Source organism: Haloarcula vallismortis ATCC 29715 (genome assembly GCF_000337775.1).
Taxonomy (GTDB): Archaea; Halobacteriota; Halobacteria; order Halobacteriales; family Haloarculaceae; genus Haloarcula; species Haloarcula vallismortis.
In genome coordinates this window covers 57,417-83,327 of record NZ_AOLQ01000007.1, presented here as the reverse complement: position 1 = coordinate 83,327, position 25,911 = coordinate 57,417, and the positions used below count along the sequence as shown (strand labels likewise).

Below are 25,911 nucleotides of genomic sequence, written 5' to 3'. Positions count from 1 at the left end.
AACAGATGGCGAATACGACAGACGGCCGGCCGTCGAGCAAGGTCGCTCGACTCATCGACGAGTATGAACTTGATGGACTCGGTGCGGAGATGGAGGCTCGCTGGACAGGTGACGGCGAAGAGCGGATGAGTCTCCGTGATCTTGCGGAGTTTTTCAACAAGCGGCTGCTTGAACGTGAGCTGGTCGATGCGGGCCTGAGCGCGCTCGAAAGCGACGTGGAATCGACATACGAGAACCTCACCGGTGACGACATCAGCACGGGCGTTCGGACTGACACGGTCAACCGACTCGAACGCAACGGTGTCGACGTCGACCGTCTCGAAACCGATTTCATCACCTATCAGGCTATTCGGTCATATCTGAAGGAATGGCGCGGCGCGGAGTATCAGGGGCTGTCCGACGACGAGAAGATCGAAAAGGATCTCGAAAGCATTCAGCGACTCCTGACCCGGACGCTCTCTGTCACTGACCAGCGCATCGAGAAACTGCGCGATACGGGCCGTATCGATATCGAGGACTTCGAGGTATTTCTGGACGCACAGGTGCTGTGTCAGTCCTGTGGTAGCCAGTACGCCGTCGCAGAGTTCTTCGAACAGGGCGGCTGTGCGTGTCAGCAGGACTGAGTCGCCACTCTGGACTGTACACTGCGCCGAGGCACCTGCAACAACACAAAATCAACTCAGCAATCGATAACGGTTGTGAAGCCCAACAAAAATGGTGATTCGCCGACGGTGGGCGGCCGTAGAGGTAGAACCGTACTGCCGTCTCGTGAATCCGTCGTTCCAGTTGCTTGTTCGGTCACACAGGGCTGAAGACATCGGGGTTCGTTGAAACGGACATGGACCCAGCCGAGCTCCGAGCGTCGATTCCAGCACTCGAACGGTGTACGTATTTCAACACAGGGGCGAGCGGGCCGACGCCGCGCCCAGTGGTCGACGCCGCGACGGCGTTTCTCGAACGACACGCTTTCGACGCGCCTGCGGCTGAGGGGCCCTATACGGTTGCGTGGGACGCTATCGCGGCGGCCCGCGAAGTTGTCGCCAGCCATCTCGGGACCGACGCCGAAAACGTCGCGTTCACTCGCAGCACCGCCGACGGGGTCAACATAGTCGCCGGGGCTATCGACTGGCAACCCGGCGACGTGGTTGTCCGGACAGACCTCGAACACCCTGCCGGCACGCTCCCATGGGACCGACTGGCCGACACCCACGACATTGAGGTCCGAGTACTGGAGACAGCCGGCGGTCGGCTCGACATGGCAGACATGAAAGACGCCGTGGCCGACGCCAGACTGGTGACGCTGAGTTCGCTCTCTTGGACCCACGGGACCAGACTCCCGGTTTCAGATGTCGTCGACGCGGCCCACGACGCCGGCGCGCAGGTGCTCGTCGACGCCGTCCAGTCTGTTGGGCAACACCCCGTCGACGTGACTGACTGGGGCGCTGATTTCGTGGCCGCGGCGGGGCACAAGTGGCTGTTAGGCATCTGGGGCGGTGGGTTCCTCTACGTCAACCCGGACGCGTATGACCGACTGCACCAGACCCGAATCGGGTATCGGAGCGTCCAAGACCCCGGCGCTGACGGGTATGAGTACCACGAGGGCGCGCGCCGATTCGAGGTCGGAACCACCTCGCCAGTTCCCTACGTCGCGCTCGCAAATGCCATCGAAACGATTGAAGCCGTCGGATTCGACACAATCCAGCCCCGTGTCGAACGACTGACCGACCGGCTCAAAGACGGCCTCGGCGACCGGCTGCTGAGTCCCCGGAACTACGAGTCTGGACTCGTGACGTTCACCGCCGACGACCCCGAGGCGACCGTCGAGCGACTCGCGGCTGAGGGTGTCATTATCAGATCACTTTCCTATCCTGAGGCGCTCCGCGCGTCGGTCCACGCGTTCAATACTGCCGACGACGTCGACCGCCTGCTCAACGCGCTGTAGGCCCGGCGGCGCTGCTACATCCGGCTTCCGCCTTTCGCGCCCGGACTTTCTTATCCTGACCGGTCGTTCTTTCTCGCATGGAGACACGCCCCGTCGTGACGTGCTTCCTGCGCAGCGAGGGCGAGGTGTTGCTGTTGCGCCGGAGCGACGCGGTCGGCTCGTATCGGGGCCAGTGGGGTGGGGTGGCGGGACACGTCGCCGCCGACGACGGGCGACACCGGGACCCGGAGACGGCTGCTCGGGCCGAAATCGATGAGGAGACTGGGATGGCTGACGCGGTGACGCTTGTCCGGCGAGGCGACTCGTTTCAGGTCCCTGACGACGACCGGGGCGTCCGATGGGTCGTTCATCCGTTTCTGTTCGACTGCGGGGCCCGTACAGTCACAACGAACGAGGAGACGACCGAGACCGTGTGGGTCCACCCACCTGAAATACTGACTCGTAAGACGGTCCCGCGACTGTGGACCTCCTGGGACCGCGTTCGTCCGCGGGTAGCGACCGTCCGCGAAGACCGAACCCATGGGTCGGCGTGGCTCTCGCTCCGGGCGCTTGAGGTGCTACGCGACGAAGCCGCCCTGGCCGACGCCGGGCGGAGTGACGACTTAGAGACGGCCGAACGGGACGGCGACGACTGGGACGCGCTCGCTGCACTCGCCGTCGAACTCCGCGAGGCACGCCCCTCGATGGTCGTCGTCGCCAACCGCATCAACCGAGCGATGGCCGCCGTCACCAAGGCGTCGCCCACGGCGGTCGAACGAGCCGGGACAGAGGCGCTGAACCACGCGATAACCGCTGACCGGGTCGCCGCTGCCGTCGCCGCCGAGCGCGCCGGCGACCGCCTCGCAACGCTGTCTCGATCCGGAACAGTCCGCGAAGTGGTCGATGCCACTGCTCCCGAAGCCGTCCTCGTCGCCGAGTCACGGCCCGGCGGTGAAGGCGTCGGCATCGCTGAGACGCTTGCTGAGAGCGCCGCGGTGACGCTGACTACCGATGCGGCCTTCGGCCATGAACTGGATGCGTGGAGCGCCGACACGCTGGTTGTCGGGGCTGACCGCGTCTTTGCGGACGGTCGCCTAATCAACAAAGCCGGCACTCGCTCGGCGGCCCTGTCGGCGGCCGCCGCTGACGTGGACTGCTACGCAGTGTGTGCGACGGACAAAATCGCGCCACAGGCTGAGTGGGACCGGGAGGAACGGGACTCTCGTGAGGTGTACGACGGCAACGCCGAAATCGTCGTATCGAACCCTACGTTCGACGTGACGCCGGCGTCGGCAGTGACGGTCATCACCGAACGCGGCGTTCTGGAGCCGACCGATATCGAGGAGATTGCCGACGCCCACCGGGACCGGAGCGAGTGGGCCGAACGCCGGTAATAGCCGTGGCCGGCGAGCGCTGGCTCATCGCTCGTCTAGCACGACCGGGACGCCGGCTCCGGCCACGTCGGCGGCGAACGCGCGGGAGTCGGCTTCGAGGTTAGAGAAGGTGTTGTAGTGGACCGGCATCACGAGGTCCGGGTCGATGGTCGCGGCCAGGCTGGCGGCCTCGTGGCGGTCCATCGTCGCTCGCGGGCCGATGGGCGGACACAGCAACGACACCTCAAGCGTCCGATGGCCCGGGAGCACATCCGAATCGCCCGGGTAGAACGCTCTGGTCCCCTCGACGGCAATCATGAAGCCACAGCCAAAGCCCTCCGGATGATACGGCGTCCCGTCGTCGAGCGTATGCGGCCCGTCCGGCTCGTTGTACGCCGGCGTCGACCAGATCGGGACGTCACCGACCGTCGTCTGCGATTTCATCCCGACCTCGACGACCTCGTACGGAAGCGAGGACAGCGGCGGGAGGTCCCGGTCGCCGACGCGCTCGTCGATGCCCTCGTAGGCGACAATGGTGGCGTCCTCGCTCGCGACGCGCTCAATGCCGTCCGGGTCGTAGTGGTGGACGTGTGTCACGCAGACCACGTCGCCGTCCTCCGGTCGGTAGTCGCTGCTCGACGGATGGCCGATACCGTCTGTGTGGGGCTCCCACTCGCCGGTGAGCACGCCGTACCGGCCCGGGTCGACGTACACCACCGTGTCGTCGCCGGCGAACCGGAGCGTCGCGTACCCCAGCCAGTCGACGGTCAGCCCGTCGTGTCGAACTGTCATTAGGTGTCCGTACTCGCTACACCCTGAATAAGGCCGCTACTCGTCGGCGCCGTCCCCAGTCAGAAGCTATACCCGGCCACTGTTCGTTGGACTTCCCGTGCGAAACTTCCACATCACGACGGTCTGGGGGATCCCGATACGGGTCAACGTCTCGCTGCTGATTTTCCTGCCGGTGCTGGCCTGGATTATCGGCAGCGGGGCCCAGATATCGGTGTACGCCGGTATCGTCAGTTCCCTCTCCGGCGTGCCGCTTGACCTTACGGTCCTGACTGCGGGCCAGACGCCGTGGATTATCGGGTCCGCCGCGGCGGTGGGCCTGTTCGCCAGCGTCGCACTCCACGAACTGGGCCACGCCTGGGCGGCGATGCGCTACGGCCTGAAAGTCGAGTCCATTACGCTCTGGATCCTCGGCGGCCTCGCCAGCCTCGAAGCCATGCCGAAGGAGTGGAACCGGGAACTCGTTATCGCGCTGGCTGGCCCCGCTGTGAGTATTCTGACCGGACTCGCCTGTTACGCCGCACTGTTTGCCCTGCCGGCGAGCGCGCAGGTGACGCTGTTCGTCGTCGGCTGGCTGGCCGTCACAAACCTCTTCCTTGCCGTGTTCAACATGCTGCCGGCGTTCCCGATGGACGGCGGCCGCGTGCTCCGGGCACTGCTCGCACGAAAGCGACCCTACGCGACGGCGACCCGAATCGCCGCCAGAATCGGCACTGCCTTCGCCGTGGTGTTCGCCGTCGTCGGCGTTCTCTACTTCAGTCCGATGTTACTGTTGCTGGCGCTGTTCGTCTACGGTGCTGCGTCGAGTGAATCCCGGACCGTCGCGCTGGCAGCGCTACTTGAGGGGTTGACCGTCGATGACGTGGCCAGCCCGCTCGACGCGACTATCGAGGCCGACGCAACCGTCGAGGACCTTGTCGACCGGATGTTCGCTGATCGGCGGACCGAGTTCGCTGTCACGCGCGGCGGCGACGTGGTCGGCGTCGTCACAGTCGGCGATTTCAGGGAACTCTCGAAGGCCGAACGCGAGGCTGATACTGTTGCTGACCTGATGGACACCGACCTGCCGCGCTTTGCCTCGGAGACGGCCGCATTCGATGCGCTCGTCGAACTCGACACCGCCAGAGCCACTGCCGCCTTTGTCGACGGACCTGAGGGGACCCGCGTTGTCTCTCGGGAGGACTTCGCAAGCGCGATGGAGATGCAGCGGCTCGTCGGGTCCGGGGAACCGTTCTAACACAGCGTTTACTCGCTCGAATACGGTTCCTACCAGCTAGAAGGCGCTACCTGAAGTTGGCTGGACAACCTGAGTGAGTCGGGTTTCCGATTCTGTACGGAAACGACACCAGAACCTGAGACGCCCCCTCCCGACTGCCGGTACATCCAAGAGGGGGCGACGTACACTACTGGACAATGCAATCCGGGTACGTCGACCTGTTCGTCGACCTCGTCGGCACCGACCCGCTGATAAACGGCCTCGTCGGCGGGGTCATCATTGCGACGATGAACCTCTTCGGCGCGTCACTCGTGCTGGTCTGGCGTGACCCCTCAGAGCGGGCGCTTGATACGGCGCTTGGGTTCGCCGCCGGCGTGATGCTGGCCGCCGCGTTCACGAGCCTCATCATTCCCGGCATCGAAGAGTACTCGGGCGGGAATCCGATTCCGACGCTCGTCGGTGTCGCACTCGGGGCGCTGTTTCTCGACCAGGCGGACGGCCTCGTTCCCCACGCACATTACCTCCTGACCGGAAGCCGGCGGTCGGACGCGGCCAATCCCAGTCAGGACCTCTCTGTCGACGAGTCGAAACTGACAGGTGTCATCCTGTTCATCCTCGCAATTACGCTGCACAACATCCCGGAAGGATTGGCCGTCGGCGTCGGCTTCGGCGCGGCCGCCGGCGACCCGCTCCAGATCGGTAGCGCGCTCTCGCTGATGCTTGCCATCGGCATCCAGAACATCCCGGAAGGGCTGGCCGTCTCTGTGGCGGCAATCAACGCAGGTCTGGATCGTCGGCTCTACGCTGTCTTTTCGGGAATTCGCTCCGGCGTCGTGGAGATCCCCCTCGCGGTGCTTGGCGCTGTCGCCGTCGTGACCGTCGAACCACTCTTGCCGTACGCGATGGGCTTTGCGGCGGGCGCGATGCTGTTCGTGATCTCTGATGAGATAATCCCTGAGACGCACCAGCGCGGCTACGAGCGTATCGCGACGCTCGGCCTGATGGCCGGCGTCATCGTCATGCTGTATCTGGATATCTCGCTCGCGGCCTGAGCCCGTGCGCTACCCCTCGTAGGGCCAGTTCGGGTCGCGGTCGAGGCCGGTCGGCTCCTCGCAGTCCTCGGCCTCGTCGGGGGAACACGCCCCGTGTTCGCGGAAGTTCTCGCGCGCTTCCGTCAGTGACACGTGGTTCGTATCGCTGACGAACTCCGCGTCGCCGAACTGGATGGGGTCGTCGAGCCAGTGACACACTGGGCACATCTCGTAGGACCCGGGCTGGCCTTCCGGGAGTGTCTGGTAGCCACAGCACGGGCAGTAGCCCAGCTCCCGTGCGGCTGGATTACCGGGCGTCTCGGTTGACATATTTCGTGGTATGTGTCTACACATCATAGAATTACCGACCCGTCGCGACGGATGACTCTCGCTGGAGCGGGCGGACTACTCCGACTGTGCGTCTTCGACTTTCTCCGCGTACTCCTCCAGCTCAGCGGCCAGTTCGCGGGCCTGGGCCGCCGACAGCGTCACCGAGTCCGCGTGTGGCTTCACCGCGTCGAGGTCGGTGTTGTCCATCTCTAACTGGAGTTCGACGTGGTCCGGGTTCTTTCGTGGCGCGGTCACGTTCAGGACAGCCAGGGCCTCCTCCTCGAAGCCGTGACCCTCTACCTCACCGTCGAGCAGGTCGAAGGTCGTGTACGCGTTGACCTTCATGATGCGGTCGACCATACCGCAGTTTTGCGGGCCGGCGACTTAACGCCGGTTACTCGTCGCCAGTCACGCCCGCGTAGCCGACCCGCTCGGCGTCCGTCGCCGCGCGGTCGATAGCGGTATCGAGGTCGAACTCCCGGACGACCTCGCCGTCCCGAATCAGTGGCTCCATGAGCGACTTGGCGTCTGCCGGCCCGTCGCGGTCGGCCAGCCTGATGTGGTGGCCGCCATCGGTGGTGCGGTACACGGACTTTTTCCCCGTGAGCTTCCCCCGCTTGGCAGCCGGTTCGCCGTCCAGTTCGACGATGTCCAGCGCGAAGTCCAGCGGGTCGGCGTTGGCGACGTAGCTCCCGACGCCAAAGCCATCGGCCACGTCCCGCAGCTCCCGAAGCGTCGCCGGGGTGATACCGCCAGAGAGGAACAGGTCCACGTCCTCGTGGCCGTAGGCGTCAAGCGTCCACCGTACCTCCCGGACGATGTGGCGGAAGTCCCCGCGGCGGGACCCGGTCGTGTCCAGCCGGACGCCCGCGAGGTCTTCGATGGCCTCCGCCGCGCGGAGCGCTTCGTCAGTTTCGTCGCTGTAGGTATCGGTCAATGCGATGCGTGGCGTTTCCTCGGGGACGGCGGCGTCGAAGGCTTGCCACGCCGCCTCCTGATTCCCGCGGCCGAAACAGATCATCAGCGCGTGTGGCATCGTTCCGCCGGCCTCACGGCCGATGACCTCACCCGCGGCGACGTTCGAGATACCGTCGAGCCCGCCCAGTAGCGCTGAGTGCTCGACCATCGCGCCTATCGATGGGTGGACGTGGCGCGAGCCAAAGGATAGCACCGTCGACTCCGGGGCGGCGTACCGCGCTTCCAGCGCCCGCGTCGCGATGCCTGTCGGATGCGAGAGAAAGCCAAGCAGCGCGGTCTCTAGGCGACAGAACTCCCGGTAGGGGCCTTCGATTCGCATCACTGGGCCGCCGTCGAACAGTTGCCCTTCGGGAAGCGCGTCTACGTCGACGGGCCGGCCTTCGAGCAACGCGGCGGCGTCTTTCAGCCCCGCCAGCAGCTTCCACCGATCTGTCGCGAACTGGTTCGCCGTCACCTCGGCGACAACGTCCGGGTTCTTGCCCGCGTGTTCTAGCGCCTCCATCGTCCGGTCGAAGTAGGCGTCGGTCGCCCGCCCCTCGCGAATCGCCTCTGGCGAGACGATGTCGAACTCCTCGGTCATGGCACGGTGTTTTCAGTGTGACGAAAAAAGCGGTCCGGTCGGCGACTGCCCTTCAGGAACCTGCCTGCTGGTGAATCTCGTCGAGATCACTCACTGTCGGCCCGTTGACGATGCGGACGGTCTTACCCGACCGGACCACGCGGAAGGCGTCGTTGAACTGCGATTCGTCGGGGACGACGTAGACGTTACTGCGCGGCTGGACGGCGTCGTGCTCTTCCGTCAGCGCCGCCCGATACGCCTGTTCGAACTCCTTGGCGTCCTCTTCGGTGTCCCAGCGTGTCTCCCAGACGTAGCCGTAGCCGCCGGAGCCGTTGCGGTAGGGCACGACGAGGTCACCGCCCCAGCCGGCAGATATCTCACTCTCGTAGCTGTAGCGGTCCCCCTGCGTCTGGCCGTTGTGGTACATCGTCGCGTAAATCGACGTTTCCCCGACCGTGTCGCCGACCGGGTCGTGGTCGAAGCGGCTCCACTCGTCGGCCGAGCGGTCAGTGACACTGACGGTTACCGGCTTCTCGCCGGGATACCTCTCCGGGTGGAGCACCTGCTCGGTGCTGTCTGGGAAGTCGTCATGGAGCGCGTCGACGGCGTCCCAGCCTCCATCGGAGCGTACTTGATCGACAAACCGTGGCCCGGTGACGTAGGGCTGGTAGAGGACGGTGAACAGCCCCTCGTTGTAGTTCGACTGCTGGCTCCCGCCGTCCCCGTCATCGCTGCCTCCCCCGCTGTTCGTCCGGTCCGGGAGGGCGATACAGCCCCAGCCGTCACCACACCGACGCTCGTAGAGGATACGCACATAGTTGGCCTCGCCCTCGGTGACGCCCTGCCGTGACAGTTGCGTGTCCTGCGTCTTTGCGGAGCCGTTCAGCCCGAAGTGCTGGTCCTGCAGAGCGTGGACCAGTTCGTGTGAGAGCGTGCGCCGGTCGATCTGTGGCGTCTCCGTCGGGCTGACGATGACGATCTCGTCTTTGCTCGGCGAGTAGTAGCCCTGTACCGTCGTCGACAGCGTGTCGTCGATTTCGTCGCTGCTGCCGGAATCTTCGCCGATGAGCAGGAGCGCTTCCCACACTTGGTCGTTCCAGGGGTCCTGTGGACGGCTGTTGCCGCCGCTGCTGCCCCCCGAGCGATTCTGGTACTCGGCTCTGGAGATAACCGAAACCGGGACCGATTCTTTGAACTCCAAGTCGCGGACCTGCTCGACGCGGGCCATCGTCCGGGCGACGACAGCCGCTCGCTCGCTCTCGTTCAGTCCGTCGTCAGTCGTCACCGACACCGGGTCGTCGTACCAGTAACCGTTCTCGTAGCCGATTGCATCCTGACCGGCCGGCGTCTCGGGGTGGTCGCTGCCACCGAAGGAGGGGACCGTACAGCCCGCGAGGACGACTGCCAGCGCGATGAGGAGTGCCCTACGCATCGTGGACCTCGTCCAGTTCGTCGGCCGTCGGCGCGTTCACGACGGTGACCGTGTCCCCGTCGACCCTGACGGCGACGGCGTCGGCGTAGGGACTGTCTTCCTCGATGACCCAGTTCCCCTCTGCGGTTTTACTGCCGCCCCAGTGGGCGATTACAGCTTCCCAGGTATTAGCGAACTCGCGGGCGTCGGCCTCGCTGGCCCAGGTCGTCTTCCAGACGTAGGCCGTCTCCTCGCCGTCGTCGTAGACGTGCATCCGACCACCTTGCCAGCCGTCGGTCGCGGGCAGGTCGTAGTTGTACGGGTCGTCGCTGTCCAGTGACCCGTCCTCGTAGTTGATGACGTCCTGCGTCCGGACGACACTCGACTCGTTGTAGTCATCGGCGATGGTGTAGGCCATCGACCCGGCGATAGCAGAGGGGCCGACGACGGCGTAGTCGGGTCGATTGCGGTCAGTCGAGGGTCTGACCCGCTCCCAGTCGTCGCTGGACCGGTCCGCAAGCGAGACTGACTCGGGTTCCCATCCGGGGTAGCGCTCGGGGTAGGTCACTTCAGCGGCTCCGTCTGGATAGTCGTCGTAGGCGTCGTTGACGGCGCTCCAGCCGCCGCGCTCTCGGAGGTCCCCGATCAGACCGGGACCGTCGCTGTAGGGGAAATACTGCATGAAGTTGATGCCGAAGTGGCGATCACCGCCACCACCGCCGCTCTGGGCGGGCCTGTCGATACAGCGCCACGCCTCGCCACAGCGGTCGGTGTAGGTCTGGGTGACGGCGACGGCGTCGCCTTCGACCATTCCGTTTCGACCCTGCACCTGGTCCCGCGTCCGCGCGTCACTTTCGAGGCCGAAGTGCTGGTCCTGCAACGCGTGGACGAGTTCGTGGGCCAGCGTCCCCCGGCTAATCGTCGGCGTCTCGGAGCCGCTGACGATGACGATTTCACCGCGCTGGCTGCTGTAGTAGCCAAGCACGCTCTCGCCGCGGTTGCTGTTCTGGACCGCGATAGAATCGCGGTCCTCGCCGATGAAAAACAGCGCCTCGAATTTCACGTTGTCAAACCGGCGCAGCGAATCACCGGTCTCGCTGCCGCCCGTGTTGTTTCGATACTCGGCTCGCGAGATGACGGAAACTGGGACTGTCTCCTCGAACTCCAGACCGCGAATCCGCTCGACACGGGCCATCGTCCGGGCAACGACGGCTTCTCGCTCCGTCTCGTTCAGCCCGTCCTCGGTCGTTACCGACAGCGATTCGTTGTACCAGTAGCCGTTCTCGTAGCCCAGTCTGTCCGTCGCAGGCGCTTTCGGGGCGGAGCCGTTGGTCCCGTAGTCGGTCGCGGGTTCGCTCGGCGTCAGGGCGTCGCTGCTTGACTCCGCCTGGTCAGGCGACACACCGGGTGCCTGACAGCCCGCCAGCAACAGCACAACGGCACAGAGAACGACGAGGGCGAAAGGGCGGCGCATCTACTATGACGGTAGGTTACCAGAGTGAAAAGTCACACGCTAAGCGTGAGCACATTCGTCTGTCAGACGGATTTTCTGCGTCTGTTTGCGCCGTCCGGACCCCACCGTCGGAGTAACTTTGGTAGTCGCGCCCCGCCAAGGTTCCCGCATGGAACTCGATCCAGCGCAGACCGCTCTGGTCGTCGTTGATATGCAGCACGGCTTCTGTCACCCTGACGGAAGCCTCTACGCACCGGACAGCGAAGCAGCCACCGAGCCGTGCGCCGAACTCGTCGACCGTGCCCGCCAGGCCGGCGCAAAGGTCGTATTTACCCGCGACGTGCATCCGCCTGACCAGTTCGAGGACACCCACTACTACGACGAGTTCGACCGGTGGGGAGAACACGTCGTCGAAGATTCGTGGGAAGCCGAACTCGTCGAGGACCTCGACCCGAAAGACGAGGATCTGGTCGTCGTCAAGCACACCTACGACGCCTTCTACCAGACGGAACTGGAGGGCTGGCTCGACGCCCACGGTGTGAAGGACCTGGCTATCTGTGGCACCCTCGCAAACGTCTGTGTGCTCCACACCGCCTCCAGTGCCGGCCTTCGTGACTTCCGCCCAATCCTCGTTGAGGACGCCGTCGGCTACATCGAACAGGACCACCGCGAGTACGCCCTGGAGCACGCCGACTGGCTGTTCGGCGAGGTGACCGACCGCGACGAAATCACCTTCGCCTGACGGTTGGCTGGAGACCCCGTTCCCGGCGACGTAGCCGAAGTCGAGGATGGGTACCAGAACGGCGACCAGCGAGCGCCCAAAGAGTGGTACGACCCGGAGAAACGTGAGATAGCCCTGACGTACAAGGACCACCTCGACGCAGTCGGGAAGACCAGGCCTACGAAGAAGCGAAACAGGCCCACGCCGAACAGTACAGCGAGTCGTAGCTACGGAATCGCGTCGTCGCCGGCGGGGTCGCGTTTGATCGTCACCTGCACTTCGTCGCCGACGGCGAGGTCGATGCCCTCGCCAACGAGTTTCGCGCCGAAACGCTCGCGGCCACAGAACAGCGCGATGCCAGTTATCGGCTCACCGTTCGCCAGCACGGTCAGGTCGTCCCATGTGACCGTGCGGCCGTTTGTTGCCCCGACGTGCTGTCCTGCAAGGGCCGCGATTTCGCTTTCATCCCCGCCAAGCAATCCGCCGCCCGAGTAGTGAGGGAGACCGCCGTCGAGAACGCCCGAACCGTCGCCGACGACATCGTTAGCGATGCCGACGAAGGATTCACCGGGTGCTGGATGGGCCGGTTCACCGAGTCGGATCCACGTCTCGCCACCCGCAACGACGCTGCCGGTCCCATCCCAGGACAGCGGCGTCACGTCGACGGCCACGTCGACCGGCAGCGACCCTGACGCACGGTACGGGTTCACGTCGGGTTCCCGGAATCCGAGGTGGATGTGGTTCGGCACCCACGGTGCGAAAAAGCCTGCCCGGACCAGCGCCCCGAGGTCGTCGCCGACGGCGACCGTGTCGCCGGGTTCGACGGCCGGGTCAACATGCAGCAGCCGCGCCACAGTATCGCCGGTATCAATCAGGATGAGGTGGTCGTGCTCGGCGGCATAGGCCTTCGGCGGGGCCTGGACCGTCTTTGTGTCCAGTACCTCACCAGCCACCGGCGATGGCGCGCGCTCGCTGTCGGGATAGAGGTCGATGGCACACCCCTCGTCATGGGCGTCAAACGGCGAGTTGTACAGGGAAAACCGGTAGTACTGGAAGAGCACGTCTCGCGATATCGTGACGACCATCGGCGGCGATTAGGGGTGTACCGGTATGGCTCTGTCGTCCAACGTCCAAGGGTTCAAGACCCATGCCGGGACCAGCCACCCTCGTGACCTGACGACGACCGCGGCGGGGGCAGCGGGAGCGCGACACGTCCCGCCGCGACGGCCATGTGTCGCCTGTACGCCTTTCGTCGCTGACAGGCTTGCCACCCGCTGGTCTGGCGGACCGTTTTAGCCCTACGGGTCCGTACGGTTCGACTATGCGTCTGCTACGGGGCCGCGCCGCCGACCCCGAAACCGACTTCGAACGGACCCGCGAGATGGCCGAGACAGTCGCCGAAGACCGCGAGCCAGCCCTCCGAGCCTGGCGACCGCAACGACAGGTCGCGTTCGGTCGCCGCGACGCCAACAGCGACGGCTACGACCGGGCGTGCCGCGCTGCTCGCGACCGGGGGTACACCGTTATCGAGCGCGCCGTGGGGGGTCGCGCCGTCGCCTACACCGGGTCGACTGTCTCCTTCTCCCTCGCCGTGCCGACCGATGACCCGCGCGGGACCATCGATGACCGCTACGAATGGGCCAAAGCCGCTGTGAAGCGTGCGCTCGACGACTGCGGCATCACCGTTGTGACGGGCGAACCGGACGCCGCGTTCTGTCCGGGGAGTCACTCGCTTCAGGCCGACGGCAAGATTGCCGGACTCGCCCAGCGCGTCCGCCAGTCCGTGGCTGTCGTCGGCGGTATCGTCGTCGTTCGTGACCACGAGGCTATCGCCGAGGCGCTGGCTCCCATCTACGAGGCGATTGATGTCCCGTTCGAATCACAGAGCGTCGGAAGCGTCGCCAACGCTGGGGGAACCGACGACCCCGACCGAGTTATCGCGGCGCTGGAGCAGTCGCTGGCTGACGGCCGAGACGTGTCGGTGAGCACTATCCGAGAGACTTAGGGGTGCGCCCGGCCGACAGGGCGTATGTTCATTCGTAACGCGACGCTGCCGGACGGCCGCCAACGCGACGTTCGGGTGCGCGGTGAGTCAATCGCCGAAGTCGGTCGCGATCTCGACACGCCTGATGAGCACATCATCGAAGCGACCGGCAAACGGCTCTTTCCGGGAATGATTGACGCCCATGTCCACTTCCGCCAGCCCGGCTACCCGCACAAGGAGACGTGGGAGACCGGCTCGCGGTCAGCGGCAGCCGGTGGCGTCACGACTGTCGTTGACCAGCCAAACACCGACCCACCGACCATCGACGGCGAGTCGTTTGATGAAAAATCCGAGTTCGCCGCCGATTCCGTCGTCGACTGGGGCATTAACGGCGGCGTCACGGCCGACTGGATTCCGAACGTTCTTCTGCGCCGTCGGCTGTTCGCGCTCGGTGAGGTGTTCCTCGCAGACTCGACGGGTGACATGGGTATCGAGGCTGATCTGTTCGCCGACGCGCTGGAGGCCGCTGCTGACAACAACGTGCCGGTCACGGTCCACGCCGAGGACGCCGATTACTTCAACGACGACGCCAAGGCCCGCGACGACGCCGACGCATGGAGTGCGTTCCGGACCGCAAAAGCCGAAGCGAAGGCCGTCGAGCGGGCGTGTGCGGTCGCCCAGGAACACGACACGACGATACACATCGCCCACACCTCGACACCGGAGGGCGTCGACATCGCGAGCGAGGCCGGAATGACGACTGAGGTGACGCCACATCACCTGCTGCTTTCCCGACGCGATCTCTCGGAGCTGGGGACGTTCGGGCGGATGAACCCGCCCCTGCGCCGTGAAAAACGCCGCCAGAAGCTCTACGAGCGGGTGGTCGACGGCACCGTCGAGATGGTCGCGACGGACCACGCGCCACACACCCGAGAGGAGAAAGACGCTAGCATCTGGGACGCGCCGTCGGGCGTCCCCGGCGTCGAGACGGTCCTCCCGCTCTTACTGGCCGAAGCCCGAGACGCGGACAGCGGGCTCACCTACGAGCGCGTTCGGGACCTCACCGCACGCAACCCCGCCGACGTGTTTGGCATCCCACAGAAGGGCGCTATCGAAGCCGGCAACGACGCCGACCTCGTGCTCGTGGATACGACCGAGACGAGCGAGATCAGCGGCGAGACGCTCCATTCGAAATGTGGCTGGACACCGTTCGAGGGCTACGACGCGGTGTTCCCCGAATGGACGATGGTCCGGGGGACGGTTGTCTACGAGCGTGGCGACGCACTGGACGCTGCCGACACAACAGCCCAGGAAGACGTGTTCTACGACCATCAGGGCCAGAATGTCCGTGGCGCGGACAGCGAGCGGCTAGAGTAACGCCGCCACGACAGACGTCCCAATCATTATTCCGCCGCCGCTGCCACAGAGACGGGCCATTGCCCGCCGTGAATCACGCTCAGTCCAGTTACTTCGCGTGTCCATGTGTTCCTGCATCGCTTCGATGCCGCGGCCGGCGAGTATTGACCCAGACCAGCCCAGCAGGCCAAAACCGAACACGAGTGCGCCGAGGGCGAACACTGTCGCTTCGCTCGACCGCGCATCACCTGTGTAGAGGGTCCAGCCCGCCATGCCGAGGCCGCCAAGTAGGAGCCCGACGACCAGCCCGCTCCCAACTAGTCGCGCCCGGGCCGCGACGTACTGCCGGAGCCTAGGTGGCTCACCGCGCTGGGTCATCAGTCGACTGCTTCGCGCATCCGCGGATCGAGCGCGTCGCGCATCCCATCACCGAGCAGGTTGAACCCCAGCACGGTGATAGCGAGGAACAGCCCCGGGAAGAAGGAGAGCCACCACTCTCCAGTCAGGAGGCCGTTTTCGACGCCGCGGGACAGCATCAGGCCCCACGACGGCGTCCCTGCCTGTGCACCGAACCCGAGGAACGACAGCGCCGCGAGATCGATGATGGCAAGACCGAAGTTCAACGTGGACTGGACGGTGATCGGTGCAAGCGTGTTCGGCAGGATATGCCGAATGAGCACCCGCGGGTCGGTCGCGCCCAGTGCGACCGTGGCGTCGACGTACTCGTCTTCGAGCACTTTGAGCGCGGCGCCGCGGACGACCCGGGCGAACCGCGGCGTGTACACCAGCACGAGCGCCACCACGGCCCGCCAGAGCCCGAGGTCTCGCGGGAAGATGGCGACCAGCGCGAGCGCGAGCAACAGCGGCGGGAACGCCAGTAGGACGTCCATCGTCCGCATGATGACGTTGTCCGTCACGTCGCCGTAGTACGCCGCGATGATGCCCAGGCCGACCCCCACGGTGGTCGAGAGGCCGACCGTGATCGTCCCGAACTTCAGAGCCAGCCACGCGCCGTACAGACACCGTTTGTAAATGTCTCGGGCCGCCGCGTCGGTACCGAACAGTTGCTGGTTCGCCGCTGCGGAACCGAGCCAGCCGGGCGGCGAGCGGTCAGCGACTTCAGTGCCAAGCTGTGAGCTGGCTAGCGCGCCGAGGTCGTATGTCACGCGGGCGTAGATGGCAACAGCGGCCATGCTGAAGATGATCGTCAGCCCGACGACGGCGAGGCGGTTCGTCAGCAGGTCGGCGAGGAACGGGGATGCCCGGAGGCGTCCCAGCGTGCCCCGTGTCTCGGTATCCGTACTCATTGTTGAATCCGTGGGTCGAGGTAGCTGTAAGTGACATCAACGAAGAGGTTCACGAGGGTGAACAGCAGCGCGAAGGTGAGCACCGTTCCCTGCACGACCGGATAGTCCGAGACGCCGATAGCGGTGACGATAGTCAGCCCCATCCCGTTGATACCGAACACGGTCTCGGTCAGGACTGCTCCACCCAGCAGCGTCCCGAACTGGATGCCGATGACGGTGACGACCGGAATCAGCGCGTTCCGGAAGCCGTGCTTCATCAGCGTAATTTTCGCGCCCTGCCCTTTCGCCCGCGCGGTCCGGATGTAGTCCTGTCGGATAACTTCGAGCATCGAGGAGCGCATCATCCGGGAAATCAGCGCCGTCGAGTAGACGCCGATGACCACTGCCGGCAGGAACAGGTGATGCGCTGCCGAGAGGAACGCCTCGGTGTTTCCGAGGAGGATTGTATCGACCGTTATCATTCCGGTCAAGGGCAGTTCACGGCCGAACAGCGTCCAGGTGTCGGGGAGGAACAGCGTCGAGGCGATACGCCCGCTCGTCGGGAACACATCGAGGTACGTCGAGAACAGCAGGATGAGCAGCGGCCCGGACCAGAAGATCGGGACGGAAATGCCTGTCAACGCCCCGATTCTGGTGACGTGATCCGTCAGCGAATCCTGCTTGACCGCGGAGATGATGCCGAGCGGCAGGCCAAGCAGGATGCCTGCTGCCTGGCCGTAAATCGCGAGTTCGAGCGTGATTGGGAGCCGGTCAGAGATGACCGAGCGGACGCTGTTCCCGCGGCTAATACTGTAGGACTGGCCGAAATCGAACCGCGCTGCGTCCCACAGGAAGCTCAGGTACTGCTCCCACAGTGGGCGCCGAAGTCCCAGCTCGACACGTATCTGCTCGAGTTGTTCGGCCGATGCTCGCTGGCCGGCGATGATGATCGCCGGGTCACCCGGAGCCAGGTGGAGAATCGCGAAGACGACCGACGCCACGCCGAACAGTACCGGGATGAGCAACAGCAGCCGCTTGATGACGAACCGTGGCGGTACAACTGGCTCTATCAGCCTGAAAAGAAATTGTGTCCAGTTCATTCGGAAAGTCTCTTGAAGCGCTACTGTAGCTCGACCGTATTAAGATACGGGCCGCCTACAGAGCTAATCGTGTAGGAGTCTTCGACGACAGTCTCGTTGACTGCCCGGAGCGTCTCGGCGTAGTCGAGGAACACCCACGGGGACTCGTCGTAGGCTATCTGGCTGGCCTCTTCGTACATCGTCTCGCGGTCGCCCTCCGCGTAGGTCCGCTGGGCTTCCCGGACGAGTTCCATGTAGTCGGTGTTGGCCCAGCCGGACACGTTGAGGGTGTTGTACCCGTCGGTGTCGAAGCTGACCCAGTCCTGTCCGTCGGGAACGGCGTCCATCTCCACTTGCGGGTCAAGCAGGACATACAGGAAATTGTCCGGGTCGGCGTTGTCGGTGTACCAGCCGAGGAAACAGGCGTCGTGTTTCCCTGCCGAGGTGTAGTCCAGATACGGCCCGAAGTTGGAGAACTGGTTGATGTTGACCGTCAGGCCGATCTCTTCTAGGTCCGACTTCACCTGATTCGCCGTGTTGACCGGGCTGGGGTTGTATCCACGCGGGTTCGAGAACGTCGCGAGTTCGAACTCGAAGCCGTCGCCGTAGCCCGCCTCTTCGAGCATCGACTGGGCCTGCTCCTTGTCTGTCGGATACGGATCGAGGTCGTCGTTGTGCCCGAGTACGTCCGGCGGAAGCGGCTGAGAGGCCTGCGTTGCAAAGCCCTGGTAGATCTGGTTGACGATGGCCTCGGTGTTGACGGCGTGAGCAATCGCCTGGCGGACCTGTTGGTCCCGGAACGGCTCGAACCGGGCCATGTTCATCGCCATGTAGCCGTGGTTGATGCCGTCCTTTCGCAACAGCGTCGCCGTCTCGCTTTCCTCGGCGCGCTGGAATCCGGAGGAGTCGAGATTGTCCGTGATGTGTGAGGCCCCGTTGATGACGTCCTGCACTCGCGTGCTGTTTTCGGTGATGGTCTTGAAGATGACCGTCCCGACGTTCGGGCCGTCACCCCAGTAGTCGTTGTTGGCCGTCAGTCGGATGCGCTCGTTCGGGTTGTCGAGCGTGTCGAACTGGAAGGCCCCGGTGCCCGCGGGCTCGTCTCCGAGGTCGGCCTGGCTGTCGCCCAGCGACTCGATCTGGGCTTCCGAGAGGACTGCCGAAGCGAACATCGCGAGGTTCCGCAGGAACGGCGCGAACTGCTGTGTGAGCTCGATTGTCAGCTCGTAGTCCTGGCTCGCATCGACGCTTTCGATCCAGTCGCCGAGCGTGAACGGGCCGTATCCCGACCGGGTATCGTCGCCGAGGTAGTACTCGTAGTCGCTCTGGGTGAACCGCTGCCAGGTCGCTTTGAAGTCCGATGCGGTGAACTCTTCGCCGTTGTGGAAGGTTACACCTTCGCGAAGCGTTAGCGTCGCGGTACTCCCTTCAAGAGTGTAGTCGGTCGCGAGCGCGTCTTCCAGCTGGCCGCCGCTCCCGGCCGCGAACTGGATGAGAGTGTCAAACACCTGGTTTGTGACTTTCGCCACCTCGCCGCTGGTTGACTGCTGTGGGTCGTAGCTTTCGGGGTGGTCACCGCGGGCGTACACGAGCGTCTGGTCGCTTCCGCCGTCCCCACCGTCGCTACCAGTGTCGTCCCCACCCTCGGTTCCGCCACCATCGCCGCCGTCGCCGGAACAACCTGCGAGCGTTGCGGCTGCCGCGGCACTGCCGGCCGCAGTAAGGAAGCTCCGTCTGTCCAGAGAATCACCGGATGACATGGAACTTTGTTCAAACAGATCTATTATAATTGTACCGGATAGAACAATGATTCTGCTATATATCTCCTGAGAGTTATGTGCAGCCAAGTAATATTATTCAGTTACTGCCGCTGTCCGCCTGATCGTAAAGGTGACACGCTGCTGGGTGGGAGCCCGGTTGTAGTTCTGGGTGCTGTGTCTCACAGACGCTCTCGAATCGGTCCCGTAGCACAGACGCGGCAGTATCCCAGTCCTCGTCCGCGAGGTGTTCGATCGATTCCTCGACGACGCGGCGGTTCTCCCCGGTCAGGCTCGTTTCGAAGAACCGGTCGAACATCGCCTGCTTGAACGCTGCCATCGGTACCTCTCCCCGGCCGCTCGGCGGCTCGGTAAGGTCCGCGCCGCCGTCTGTCGCCGCTGTGGCGCTGTCGGCCTGTTCGGCCTGCTCCCGGACTGCATCGATGGCGATGGCCTCGTCCTCGACCCGTTGCCGGTAGTCCATTACCTCGCGGTACGTCTCCTGTTCGATATCGATATCCGGTGGGATGACCTCGGGACAGCGGGTCCGGAAGTGACAGCCCGACGGCGGGTCAATCGGCGACGGGACGTCGCCTTTCAGCAGTATTCGGTCGGCCTCTACGGTCGGGTCCGGCTCCGGGATTGCCGACATGAGTGCCCGCGTGTAGGGATGTTTCGGGTCCGCGAACAGGTCCGGCGTGTCGGCGACTTCGACCACTTCCCCGAGGTACATCACCGCGACGCGGTCACAGATGTGGCGCACCACGGAGAGGTCGTGGGCGATGAACAGGTACGTCAGGCCGAACTCATGCTGGAGGTCTTCCAGGAGGTTGATTATCTGGGCCTGGACGCTCACGTCCAGCGCCGAGACGGGTTCGTCACAGACGATGAAATCGGGGTCGACGGCGAGCGCGCGAGCGATGCCGACCCGCTGGCGCTGTCCGCCTGACAGTTCGTGCGGGTAGCGGTCGTACTGGTCTGGGTCGAGCCCCACCGCCTCCATGAGGTCGGCCACTCGCTCGACCCGTTGCTCGCGGCGGGAGCCGTCGCCGGTATCCTCCGGGAGGTCGTGAATCTTCAGCGGCTCCATAATCGTCTGGCCGACGGTCATCCGCGGATCGAGGCTCGACATCGGGTCCTGGAAGATCATCTGCAGGTCCCGACGGACTTCCCGCAGGCCACCCTTATCTAGCTCCGAAAGGTCCTGTCCGGCGAACACTACTGTCCCGTCTGTCGGTTCCAGCAGTCTGAGGATTGTCCGGCCGGTCGTCGATTTCCCACACCCGGACTCGCCGACGAGTCCCAGCGTCTCGCCCTCGTAGATGTCCATCGAGACGCCGTCGACGGCTTTGACCGACTCCGGTTCGCGCCCGATGTACTTGTCCAGCAGGTCGTCGGCCCGCGAGAAGTGTTTCTTCAGCCCGTCAACCTCCATGAGCTGTCTGTCCGTTCGCGTCGTCTCCGTCGCGGCAACGCCGGTTTCACCAGTGCCGTATTCGTCTGTATCGAACGATTCGAGGATACACTTCGAGCGATGGGTAATGTCGTCCGGACCGTGTTCGAGGTACGGAATTTCTCCCTCCCGACATTCGGGCTCGGCCCACGGACACCGGTCGGCGAAGTGGCAGCCACTGGGCATGTCGATGAGGCTGGGGACGTTCCCTTCAATTGGCGTCAGCCGGTCTGTCCCCTCGCCGGGTATCGACTCAAGCAGCGTGTACGTGTACGGGTGTGACGGATTCTGGAAGATTTCCTCGACCGGTCCTTCCTCGACGATTTCGCCGGCGTACATCACGGCGACGCGGTCGCAGGTCTCCGCGACGACACCGAGGTCGTGCGTGATGAACAACACCGACATCCCGAGGTCCGCCTGGAGGTCGTCGATGAGGTCCAGAATCTGTGCCTGAATGGTCACGTCGAGCGCCGTCGTCGGCTCGTCGGCGACCAGCAGCTTCGGTCGGCACGCCAGCGCGATAGCGATGAGGACGCGCTGGCGCATCCCGCCGGAGAACTCGTGGGGATACTCGTTGACGCGGTCGGCCGGCTCCGGAATACCGACCTCCTCCAGCAGCGAGATGACGTCAGACCGGATCTCCTCGTCCATCTCGCCGCTCCGGCTGATCGAGGGCGTGATTTCACGGACGGCGTTGAACCACGAGTCGTTTCGCTTGTTCCCGTAGCGGTGGAGCCGCAGGCTCTCTGCGACCTGTTCGCCGACCGTTATTGCGGGATTCAGCGATGTCATCGGGTCCTGGAAGATCATCCCCATGTCGCCGCCACGGATGTCCCGCATCACTCGCTCCGGGGCTGCCGTCAGATCGACGTAGCCGTCGGTAATCGTGACGGGTGCGTCGCCGCTTTCCGGGAGGGCCTTCTTCGGGGCTTCCCGGATGAACTGCGTGGCCAGCGTGGCGTCGTCGGCTGTCGTCTCAAGTGATTTGGGGAGACGGCCCCGGTCAACCGTTGCCGCGTCGATGGTGATGAACCCGCTTCCCTCGTCGGCTGTCCGTACTGCCTTCGGATACTGCCGGGACAGCCGTGTGACTGTCTCAAGTGCGCCGAACCGGATGTCACCACCGGCGATGTGACCAGGGTCATCGACGATATCCATTGCCGATAACGCTGTGACGGATTTCCCCGAGCCGGACTCGCCGACCAGACCGACGGTTTCCCCCTCCCTGACGGTGAGGTCGATGCCGTCGACGGCTTTGACGGTGCCGCGGTCCGTCTCGAACTGGGTTCGGAGGTCAGATAACGTTAAGAGGTCGCGCATCTGTCCCCCACTTCTCAAAATACCAGTAAAACTGTTGTGCCACTATCCCACCAACAATTTATCCCGGTCGCCGCCACACTCGACGTATGAACGACCCTGCCGACCCCGAATCTAACCCCTTCGGCCGTGTCGCCGGTCACTGGGAGCAGGTCATCGACGATATGGCGGCGACGGCAACACAGTACCGCGACGACGGGCACGAAGCAATCGAACTCCACCCCGGAGACGTGGCGGTGCTGACCGGCGAACCGCGGACGATGGCCGAACGGAACGGCGAATACGAGCCAGAAACCCGGCGACTCGGCTTCGATGTCGTGGTTCCCGGCGACGAGTTCCGGCGGGTCGCCGACGCGCTCGAAGACCGCACCGTCGACCGCTCCGAGGTGTTCCGGGCGACCGGCGACGGGATGGTGTTCCTGCTTGTCGCGCTGGAATGTGGCGACGACCTCGCCGTGCTCGTGCCGCTGTACTACGACCAGACCGACCGCGCGGACCTCTCGCAGGTCGCCGCCGACCACGGACTGTACTCCCATATCAGACCGCTCACCGACGACGAGGTGGTCACCGTCAGCCACGAGGACCCAGAGCCGTTCTTCCCAGACTGAAATCCAGTTCTGGATATCACTGACTGCGCGACTGTGACCCCTCTCGCACCCGGGTCAGCCGGTACGCCGGCACGTCGAAGACGAGGCCATAGAGCGCCCGGTTGACGATGACGCCGACCCCAAAGCCCGAGAGAACGGCCGCGAGCACGAGCGTCACTGACGCTTCTGAAAGCGTCACGAGGCCGGCAACCGTGCCAGCGAGCACGATGAACGCTGCCAGTGCGGCGACCTCCGGGTAGACGCCCGGGACCGCCTCGTGTTCCACGACAGCCACTGTGGTCCCAGTCAGGAGTCCGAACCCGACAACCACCGGCAGTACGTCGACCAGTGCTGTCCCCGCCTCAGCGTAGCCAAGCACCGCGCCGCCGATACCAATCGCCAGATCGGTCCGCAGCACTTTCTGTGTCGCTTCGTGGACCGACATCGACGGCTGTGTGTCGGGGTCGAAGTCGTCCATCTCAGCCGTGGCTACTCGTCGACCTGAAATTCATTGCCACACTCAGGACAACACACCTCGTCGTGTCGCAGCGCCGCCGACTGCTCGCGGACCTCCCGCATCACGGATGAGATTCGGTCTTCGGCCTCCATCTCGTCCTCGACGGCGAGGTCGACGCCCTCGACTTCGAGCAGGAACTTCGCGACCTCTGTGGCCTCGTACATCACGTCGTCGAGGTCCTCGGCGGTGAAGAAGTCACACATCGCGCCGTAGAGGAAGGTTGCGCCGGCCTTCCGGACCTTGTCCTCGAAGGCAGCGCGGGCCTGATTGACCGCCTGTGGCGTGTACGTGTCCGTCATGAACGGGACGAGTTCGGGGAGGTTCTCCCCGATTTTGGTCATCTCGACGCCCGTTTCGGTACGAAAGTCAGCACAGAGGCGGGCGATGGCCCACTCGCGGGCGGTGATGTACGTTCGGTCCCGGAGGAAGTCGTTCGCGCGGTCGTAGGTCCCTCCCTCGATTTTCTTGAAGCGGTCGTATTTCTGTACGTCGGACGGGACGTCACTGGCTTCCGACACCGCTGTCTCATTGCCTGACTCGGCCGAGACTGTTTCTTCCGAGGCCGAGTCAGCGGTATCACTCTCCGTGGCGTCAGCGTCGTCGGCTCTGTCATCTGCGGCCGCCGGCTCATCCGGTTGGTGTCCGGCCGATTCGTCGTCTGCCGCCTCGACATCCCTCTCGTCCGGCGGTGCGCCCTCAGTCATAGCCGAGCATGCGTGCCCGCGGTGAAAAAGGGTATCGCCGCCGTCCCGCTGTCGTTGTCCTCTCCTAACAGTTCAGCCGGGTGGCTTTTTTACCGCTCCCATGCATGGCCCGAGTATGAAAATACTGCTCGGTGTCGGGGGCAGCGAACTGTCCTACCAGGCACTGACTGAAACACTCGAACGCGTATCGGAAACAGGCGACGAGCTGACCGTCGCTCTCTTCGAAAACGAAGACACCGATGCCGACGTTGAGACCGTTCACCAACGGATACAGGAGCGTATCGACGAAAGCGGGCTCGAACCGCCGCTTCGACGCGTCGAGGGCTCCTCTCCGGGAAGCGAACTGGTGAACATCGCCGAGAGCGAGGGGTTCGATAGAATCGTCCTCGGTGGCGGCGGTCGCTCGCCGCTCGGGAAGATACAGCTCGGCCCCATCGTCGAGTTCGTCCTCCTGAACGCACAGACGCCGGTGACTCTCATCCGATGACCCGCACGTATCCAGACGAACCCGCCGAAGCGTTTCCACAGCCACCGCAGACGATTACTGACCGCGAGGACCGCTCCATCGACGTCATCCCTGCCGACGACGCCGACACGGAGAGCTTAGTCGAGATGTATCTCGACTTCGATCCCGCCGACCGGGCGCAGGGCATCCCACCGGTCAAGGAGGAGGCCATCCGCGAGTGGCTCGAAACGATCCTCGACGGCGACTGTGTCAACGTCGTCGCCAAACACGATGACACCGTCGCCGGCCACGCGACGCTGGTCCCGGACAACGAGGACGAGCACGAACTCGCCATCTTCGTGTTACAGGCCTACCAGGGTGCTGGTATCGGGACGGCGCTGGTCGAGACGCTGCTTGGGTACGGCCAGGCCGAGGGCATCGATCACGTCTGGCTCACCGTCGAGCGGTGGAATGACCCGGCGATATCGCTGTACGAGAAGGTCGGATTCGAGATCAGTAGCGCTGAGAGCTTCGAGATAGAGATGGCGATCCGGCTTTAAACGGTGAGAACCGGCTGGCTGGCGTACTCGATGACGTAGGTCGCCGCGCGCCCGACGGCCTCTTCGCTTCCTTCTTCGCGCGGGACGACTATGAAATCCGCATTGAGGTCTTCAGCCACGTCGAGGACGACGCTTCCCGGTGTTTGCATCAGCCGCGTCTCGGAGAACGCGGTCGCGGACGACGTTTCGAACACGCCGTCGTGAGCGTCGTGGAACCGCTCTCGGATGCTTTCGGTGAACGCTCGGTGCTCCTCGGCGATCGCGGTCGCGCTCACGGTGCCGCTGTCGATATCTCGGTGGAGCCGTTCGTCGATGACGAACAGCAGGTGGAGATCGGCGTCATACCGCTCCGCGACGGCGATCGCGTACTCGGCCGCTCGTTCCGACTGGTCGCTGCCGTCGACCGGCGCGAGTACGAGGTCGATGTCCATCACTCGCCACTGTGACCCCGGCCGGCAAAAATCCACCGAGGTTCGCGCCGACCGCGCGGTGTCATCCGGAGCGTCCCTCGCCGTGACCAACAGTGTATTTAGTCGCGGCTTCGATGCGTGGTGTATGTTCGATACGGTGGTCATCGCCACGGACGGCTCCGGCAGCGCAGAGCGGGCCGTCGAAGCCGCGCTGGACCTGGCAGCACGCTTCGACGCAACTGTCCACGGGCTGTACGTCGTCGACACCGGCGAGGTTGAGACGACGCCGGAAGAGGTTCGCGAGGCGCTGGAGCGCGCGCTGGCGACCACTGGCGGCCGCGCCCTCTCGTTTATTCTGGAGGCCGCTGACGCCGAGGCAGACGAGGAGCTCGTCACCGCCGTTCGGGAGGGTGACCCGGCCGACGAAATCTCCACGTACGCAGTGGAACACGATGCCGATGTCATCGTCAGCGGGACCCGCGGCCGCCACGGCGAACACGGGTACCTGCTGGGGAGCGTCGCCGAGGAGCTCGTACGGGAGGCCCCGATGCCGGTACTGACGGTCCGCCAGCTCGAAGGCGAACCCAACCCCGAGCGCGAAGGGGTCTGATGACGCCGCGCGAGCCGATGTGGGTACGACCGGCCGATTGCCCACAAAATTGACAGTATGTTTA

At 64.4% G+C, this 25,911-nt stretch carries 27 protein-coding genes; 12 read left to right on the top strand and 15 right to left on the bottom strand.

The window, feature by feature from the left end; all coding sequences use genetic code 11:
* Nucleotides 1–5: 5 nt before the first annotated feature.
* The 3 genes from rdfA to C437_RS02575 all read left to right on the top strand — a co-directional run bounded on the left by rdfA (nt 6) and on the right by C437_RS02575 (nt 3,315).
* On the top strand, nt 6–623 hold the full coding sequence (rdfA, locus tag C437_RS02585; RefSeq protein ID WP_004515315.1) for a rod-determining factor RdfA: 618 nt from the start codon (nt 6–8) through the stop codon (nt 621–623).
* A gap of 215 nt (nt 624–838) precedes the next feature.
* Nucleotides 839–1,942 carry an aminotransferase class V-fold PLP-dependent enzyme gene (locus C437_RS02580; protein WP_004515314.1) on the top strand — a complete coding sequence of 368 codons (1,104 nt, stop codon included), beginning with the start codon at nt 839–841 and terminating at the stop codon, nt 1,940–1,942.
* A 77-nt stretch (nt 1,943–2,019) separates the two neighbouring features.
* The gene (locus C437_RS02575; RefSeq protein WP_004515313.1) at nt 2,020–3,315 is read left to right on the top strand and encodes an NUDIX domain-containing protein; all 1,296 of its coding nucleotides are present in this window, start codon (nt 2,020–2,022) and stop codon (nt 3,313–3,315) included.
* Between the two features lie 24 nt (nt 3,316–3,339).
* Here the strand turns inward: C437_RS02575 and C437_RS02570 are convergent, their stop codons facing one another.
* On the bottom strand, nt 3,340–4,086 hold the full coding sequence (locus C437_RS02570) for an MBL fold metallo-hydrolase (RefSeq protein ID WP_004515312.1): 747 nt from the start codon (nt 4,084–4,086) through the stop codon (nt 3,340–3,342).
* A 97-nt stretch (nt 4,087–4,183) separates the two neighbouring features.
* Here C437_RS02570 and C437_RS02565 point away from each other — a divergent pair, with 97 nt between their 5' ends.
* Nucleotides 4,184–5,320, top strand: a complete 1,137-nt coding sequence (locus C437_RS02565; RefSeq protein ID WP_004515311.1) for a site-2 protease family protein — start codon at nt 4,184–4,186, stop codon at nt 5,318–5,320.
* Between the two features lie 176 nt (nt 5,321–5,496).
* Entirely contained in the window at nt 5,497–6,351 is an 855-nt protein-coding gene (locus C437_RS02560; protein ID WP_004515310.1) for a ZIP family metal transporter, read from the top strand.
* A gap of 9 nt (nt 6,352–6,360) precedes the next feature.
* On the opposite strand, the gene C437_RS02555 is transcribed toward C437_RS02560, so the two are convergent.
* The 5 genes from C437_RS02555 to C437_RS02535 all read right to left on the bottom strand — a co-directional run bounded on the left by C437_RS02555 (nt 6,361) and on the right by C437_RS02535 (nt 11,082).
* Nucleotides 6,361–6,660, bottom strand: a complete 300-nt coding sequence (locus C437_RS02555) for a CPCC family cysteine-rich protein (RefSeq protein WP_004515309.1) — start codon at nt 6,658–6,660, stop codon at nt 6,361–6,363.
* Nucleotides 6,661–6,735: 75 nt separating this feature from the next.
* Entirely contained in the window at nt 6,736–7,020 is a 285-nt protein-coding gene (locus C437_RS02550; protein WP_004515308.1) for a DUF6360 family protein, read from the bottom strand.
* A 34-nt stretch (nt 7,021–7,054) separates the two neighbouring features.
* Entirely contained in the window at nt 7,055–8,218 is a 1,164-nt protein-coding gene (locus C437_RS02545; protein WP_004515307.1) for a nicotinate phosphoribosyltransferase, read from the bottom strand.
* Between the two features lie 52 nt (nt 8,219–8,270).
* Entirely contained in the window at nt 8,271–9,629 is a 1,359-nt protein-coding gene (locus tag C437_RS02540; RefSeq protein WP_004515306.1) for an Hvo_1808 family surface protein, read from the bottom strand.
* Nucleotides 9,622–11,082 carry an Hvo_1808 family surface protein gene (locus tag C437_RS02535; protein WP_004515305.1) on the bottom strand — a complete coding sequence of 487 codons (1,461 nt, stop codon included), beginning with the start codon at nt 11,080–11,082 and terminating at the stop codon, nt 9,622–9,624. The genes C437_RS02540 and C437_RS02535 overlap by 8 nt, the downstream gene beginning before the upstream one ends.
* A 148-nt stretch (nt 11,083–11,230) precedes the next feature.
* On the opposite strand from C437_RS02535, the gene C437_RS02530 reads away from it, so the two are divergent.
* Entirely contained in the window at nt 11,231–11,803 is a 573-nt protein-coding gene (locus C437_RS02530) for a cysteine hydrolase family protein (protein WP_004515304.1), read from the top strand.
* 206 nt (nt 11,804–12,009) lie between these two features.
* Here C437_RS02530 and C437_RS02525 read toward each other — a convergent pair whose 3' ends face one another.
* Nucleotides 12,010–12,867 carry a hypothetical protein gene (locus C437_RS02525; RefSeq protein WP_004515303.1) on the bottom strand — a complete coding sequence of 286 codons (858 nt, stop codon included), beginning with the start codon at nt 12,865–12,867 and terminating at the stop codon, nt 12,010–12,012.
* A gap of 236 nt (nt 12,868–13,103) precedes the next feature.
* Here C437_RS02525 and C437_RS02520 point away from each other — a divergent pair, with 236 nt between their 5' ends.
* Nucleotides 13,104–13,787, top strand: a complete 684-nt coding sequence (locus C437_RS02520; protein ID WP_004515302.1) for a lipoate--protein ligase family protein — start codon at nt 13,104–13,106, stop codon at nt 13,785–13,787.
* A 24-nt stretch (nt 13,788–13,811) separates the two neighbouring features.
* Entirely contained in the window at nt 13,812–15,143 is a 1,332-nt protein-coding gene (locus C437_RS02515) for a dihydroorotase (protein WP_004515301.1), read from the top strand.
* On the opposite strand, the gene C437_RS02510 is transcribed toward C437_RS02515, so the two are convergent.
* The 5 genes from C437_RS02510 to C437_RS02490 form a co-directional block, all read right to left on the bottom strand.
* On the bottom strand, nt 15,135–15,500 hold the full coding sequence (locus C437_RS02510; RefSeq protein ID WP_004515300.1) for a DUF7268 family protein: 366 nt from the start codon (nt 15,498–15,500) through the stop codon (nt 15,135–15,137). The genes C437_RS02515 and C437_RS02510 overlap by 9 nt on opposite strands.
* Nucleotides 15,500–16,429: an ABC transporter permease gene (locus C437_RS02505; protein WP_004515299.1), complete on the bottom strand. Its 930-nt coding sequence runs from the start codon at nt 16,427–16,429 to the stop codon at nt 15,500–15,502. The genes C437_RS02510 and C437_RS02505 overlap by 1 nt, the downstream gene beginning before the upstream one ends.
* A complete protein-coding gene (locus C437_RS02500; RefSeq protein WP_004515298.1) occupies nt 16,426–17,508 on the bottom strand; it encodes an ABC transporter permease in 1,083 nt (360 codons plus the stop codon). Before C437_RS02500 ends, C437_RS02505 begins: the two co-directional genes overlap by 4 nt.
* Nucleotides 17,509–17,528: 20 nt before the next feature.
* Nucleotides 17,529–19,247: an ABC transporter substrate-binding protein gene (locus tag C437_RS02495; protein ID WP_004515297.1), complete on the bottom strand. Its 1,719-nt coding sequence runs from the start codon at nt 19,245–19,247 to the stop codon at nt 17,529–17,531.
* A gap of 97 nt (nt 19,248–19,344) precedes the next feature.
* Nucleotides 19,345–22,017, bottom strand: a complete 2,673-nt coding sequence (locus tag C437_RS02490; protein WP_004515296.1) for a dipeptide ABC transporter ATP-binding protein — start codon at nt 22,015–22,017, stop codon at nt 19,345–19,347.
* An 86-nt stretch (nt 22,018–22,103) separates the two neighbouring features.
* Between C437_RS02490 and C437_RS02485 the strand changes: the two genes are divergently transcribed.
* Nucleotides 22,104–22,622, top strand: a complete 519-nt coding sequence (locus tag C437_RS02485; RefSeq protein WP_004515295.1) for a DUF7529 family protein — start codon at nt 22,104–22,106, stop codon at nt 22,620–22,622.
* Between the two features lie 16 nt (nt 22,623–22,638).
* Here the strand turns inward: C437_RS02485 and C437_RS02480 are convergent, their stop codons facing one another.
* Nucleotides 22,639–23,079 carry a hypothetical protein gene (locus tag C437_RS02480; protein ID WP_004515294.1) on the bottom strand — a complete coding sequence of 147 codons (441 nt, stop codon included), beginning with the start codon at nt 23,077–23,079 and terminating at the stop codon, nt 22,639–22,641.
* Between the two features lie 11 nt (nt 23,080–23,090).
* Entirely contained in the window at nt 23,091–23,822 is a 732-nt protein-coding gene (locus tag C437_RS02475; RefSeq protein ID WP_004515293.1) for a DUF5806 family protein, read from the bottom strand.
* A 115-nt stretch (nt 23,823–23,937) separates the two neighbouring features.
* On the opposite strand from C437_RS02475, the gene C437_RS02470 reads away from it, so the two are divergent.
* Both C437_RS02470 and C437_RS02465 read left to right on the top strand, forming a co-directional pair.
* The gene (locus C437_RS02470) at nt 23,938–24,309 is read left to right on the top strand and encodes a universal stress protein (RefSeq protein ID WP_004515292.1); all 372 of its coding nucleotides are present in this window, start codon (nt 23,938–23,940) and stop codon (nt 24,307–24,309) included.
* Entirely contained in the window at nt 24,306–24,827 is a 522-nt protein-coding gene (locus C437_RS02465; protein WP_004515291.1) for a GNAT family N-acetyltransferase, read from the top strand. Before C437_RS02470 ends, C437_RS02465 begins: the two co-directional genes overlap by 4 nt.
* On the opposite strand, the gene C437_RS02460 is transcribed toward C437_RS02465, so the two are convergent.
* On the bottom strand, nt 24,824–25,258 hold the full coding sequence (locus C437_RS02460; protein ID WP_004515290.1) for a universal stress protein: 435 nt from the start codon (nt 25,256–25,258) through the stop codon (nt 24,824–24,826). The two genes, C437_RS02465 and C437_RS02460, sit on opposite strands and share 4 nt — an antisense overlap.
* 124 nt (nt 25,259–25,382) lie before the next feature.
* Here C437_RS02460 and C437_RS02455 point away from each other — a divergent pair, with 124 nt between their 5' ends.
* Nucleotides 25,383–25,847, top strand: a complete 465-nt coding sequence (locus tag C437_RS02455) for a universal stress protein (protein ID WP_004515289.1) — start codon at nt 25,383–25,385, stop codon at nt 25,845–25,847.
* Nucleotides 25,848–25,911: the final 64 nt, after the last annotated feature.

Excerpts from the sequence above, each read along its gene's own strand:
- rdfA (WP_004515315.1), top strand. The coding sequence starts at position 6 with ATGGCGAATACGACAGACGGCCGGCCGTCGAGCAAGGTCGCTCGACTC.
- C437_RS02580 (WP_004515314.1), top strand. The coding sequence starts at position 839 with ATGGACCCAGCCGAGCTCCGAGCGTCGATTCCAGCACTCGAACGGTGT.
- C437_RS02575 (WP_004515313.1), top strand. The coding sequence starts at position 2,020 with ATGGAGACACGCCCCGTCGTGACGTGCTTCCTGCGCAGCGAGGGCGAG.
- C437_RS02570 (WP_004515312.1), bottom strand. The coding sequence starts at position 4,086 with ATGACAGTTCGACACGACGGGCTGACCGTCGACTGGCTGGGGTACGCG.
- C437_RS02560 (WP_004515310.1), top strand. The coding sequence starts at position 5,497 with ATGCAATCCGGGTACGTCGACCTGTTCGTCGACCTCGTCGGCACCGAC.
- C437_RS02555 (WP_004515309.1), bottom strand. The coding sequence starts at position 6,660 with ATGTCAACCGAGACGCCCGGTAATCCAGCCGCACGGGAGCTGGGCTAC.
- C437_RS02550 (WP_004515308.1), bottom strand. The coding sequence starts at position 7,020 with ATGGTCGACCGCATCATGAAGGTCAACGCGTACACGACCTTCGACCTG.
- C437_RS02545 (WP_004515307.1), bottom strand. The coding sequence starts at position 8,218 with ATGACCGAGGAGTTCGACATCGTCTCGCCAGAGGCGATTCGCGAGGGG.
- C437_RS02540 (WP_004515306.1), bottom strand. The coding sequence starts at position 9,629 with ATGCGTAGGGCACTCCTCATCGCGCTGGCAGTCGTCCTCGCGGGCTGT.
- C437_RS02535 (WP_004515305.1), bottom strand. The coding sequence starts at position 11,082 with ATGCGCCGCCCTTTCGCCCTCGTCGTTCTCTGTGCCGTTGTGCTGTTG.
- C437_RS02530 (WP_004515304.1), top strand. The coding sequence starts at position 11,231 with ATGGAACTCGATCCAGCGCAGACCGCTCTGGTCGTCGTTGATATGCAG.
- C437_RS02525 (WP_004515303.1), bottom strand. The coding sequence starts at position 12,867 with ATGGTCGTCACGATATCGCGAGACGTGCTCTTCCAGTACTACCGGTTT.
- C437_RS02520 (WP_004515302.1), top strand. The coding sequence starts at position 13,104 with ATGCGTCTGCTACGGGGCCGCGCCGCCGACCCCGAAACCGACTTCGAA.
- C437_RS02515 (WP_004515301.1), top strand. The coding sequence starts at position 13,812 with ATGTTCATTCGTAACGCGACGCTGCCGGACGGCCGCCAACGCGACGTT.
- C437_RS02510 (WP_004515300.1), bottom strand. The coding sequence starts at position 15,500 with ATGACCCAGCGCGGTGAGCCACCTAGGCTCCGGCAGTACGTCGCGGCC.
- C437_RS02505 (WP_004515299.1), bottom strand. The coding sequence starts at position 16,429 with ATGAGTACGGATACCGAGACACGGGGCACGCTGGGACGCCTCCGGGCA.
- C437_RS02500 (WP_004515298.1), bottom strand. The coding sequence starts at position 17,508 with ATGAACTGGACACAATTTCTTTTCAGGCTGATAGAGCCAGTTGTACCG.
- C437_RS02495 (WP_004515297.1), bottom strand. The coding sequence starts at position 19,247 with ATGTCATCCGGTGATTCTCTGGACAGACGGAGCTTCCTTACTGCGGCC.
- C437_RS02490 (WP_004515296.1), bottom strand. The coding sequence starts at position 22,017 with ATGCGCGACCTCTTAACGTTATCTGACCTCCGAACCCAGTTCGAGACG.
- C437_RS02485 (WP_004515295.1), top strand. The coding sequence starts at position 22,104 with ATGAACGACCCTGCCGACCCCGAATCTAACCCCTTCGGCCGTGTCGCC.
- C437_RS02480 (WP_004515294.1), bottom strand. The coding sequence starts at position 23,079 with ATGGACGACTTCGACCCCGACACACAGCCGTCGATGTCGGTCCACGAA.
- C437_RS02475 (WP_004515293.1), bottom strand. The coding sequence starts at position 23,822 with ATGACTGAGGGCGCACCGCCGGACGAGAGGGATGTCGAGGCGGCAGAC.
- C437_RS02470 (WP_004515292.1), top strand. The coding sequence starts at position 23,938 with ATGAAAATACTGCTCGGTGTCGGGGGCAGCGAACTGTCCTACCAGGCA.
- C437_RS02465 (WP_004515291.1), top strand. The coding sequence starts at position 24,306 with ATGACCCGCACGTATCCAGACGAACCCGCCGAAGCGTTTCCACAGCCA.
- C437_RS02460 (WP_004515290.1), bottom strand. The coding sequence starts at position 25,258 with ATGGACATCGACCTCGTACTCGCGCCGGTCGACGGCAGCGACCAGTCG.
- C437_RS02455 (WP_004515289.1), top strand. The coding sequence starts at position 25,383 with ATGTTCGATACGGTGGTCATCGCCACGGACGGCTCCGGCAGCGCAGAG.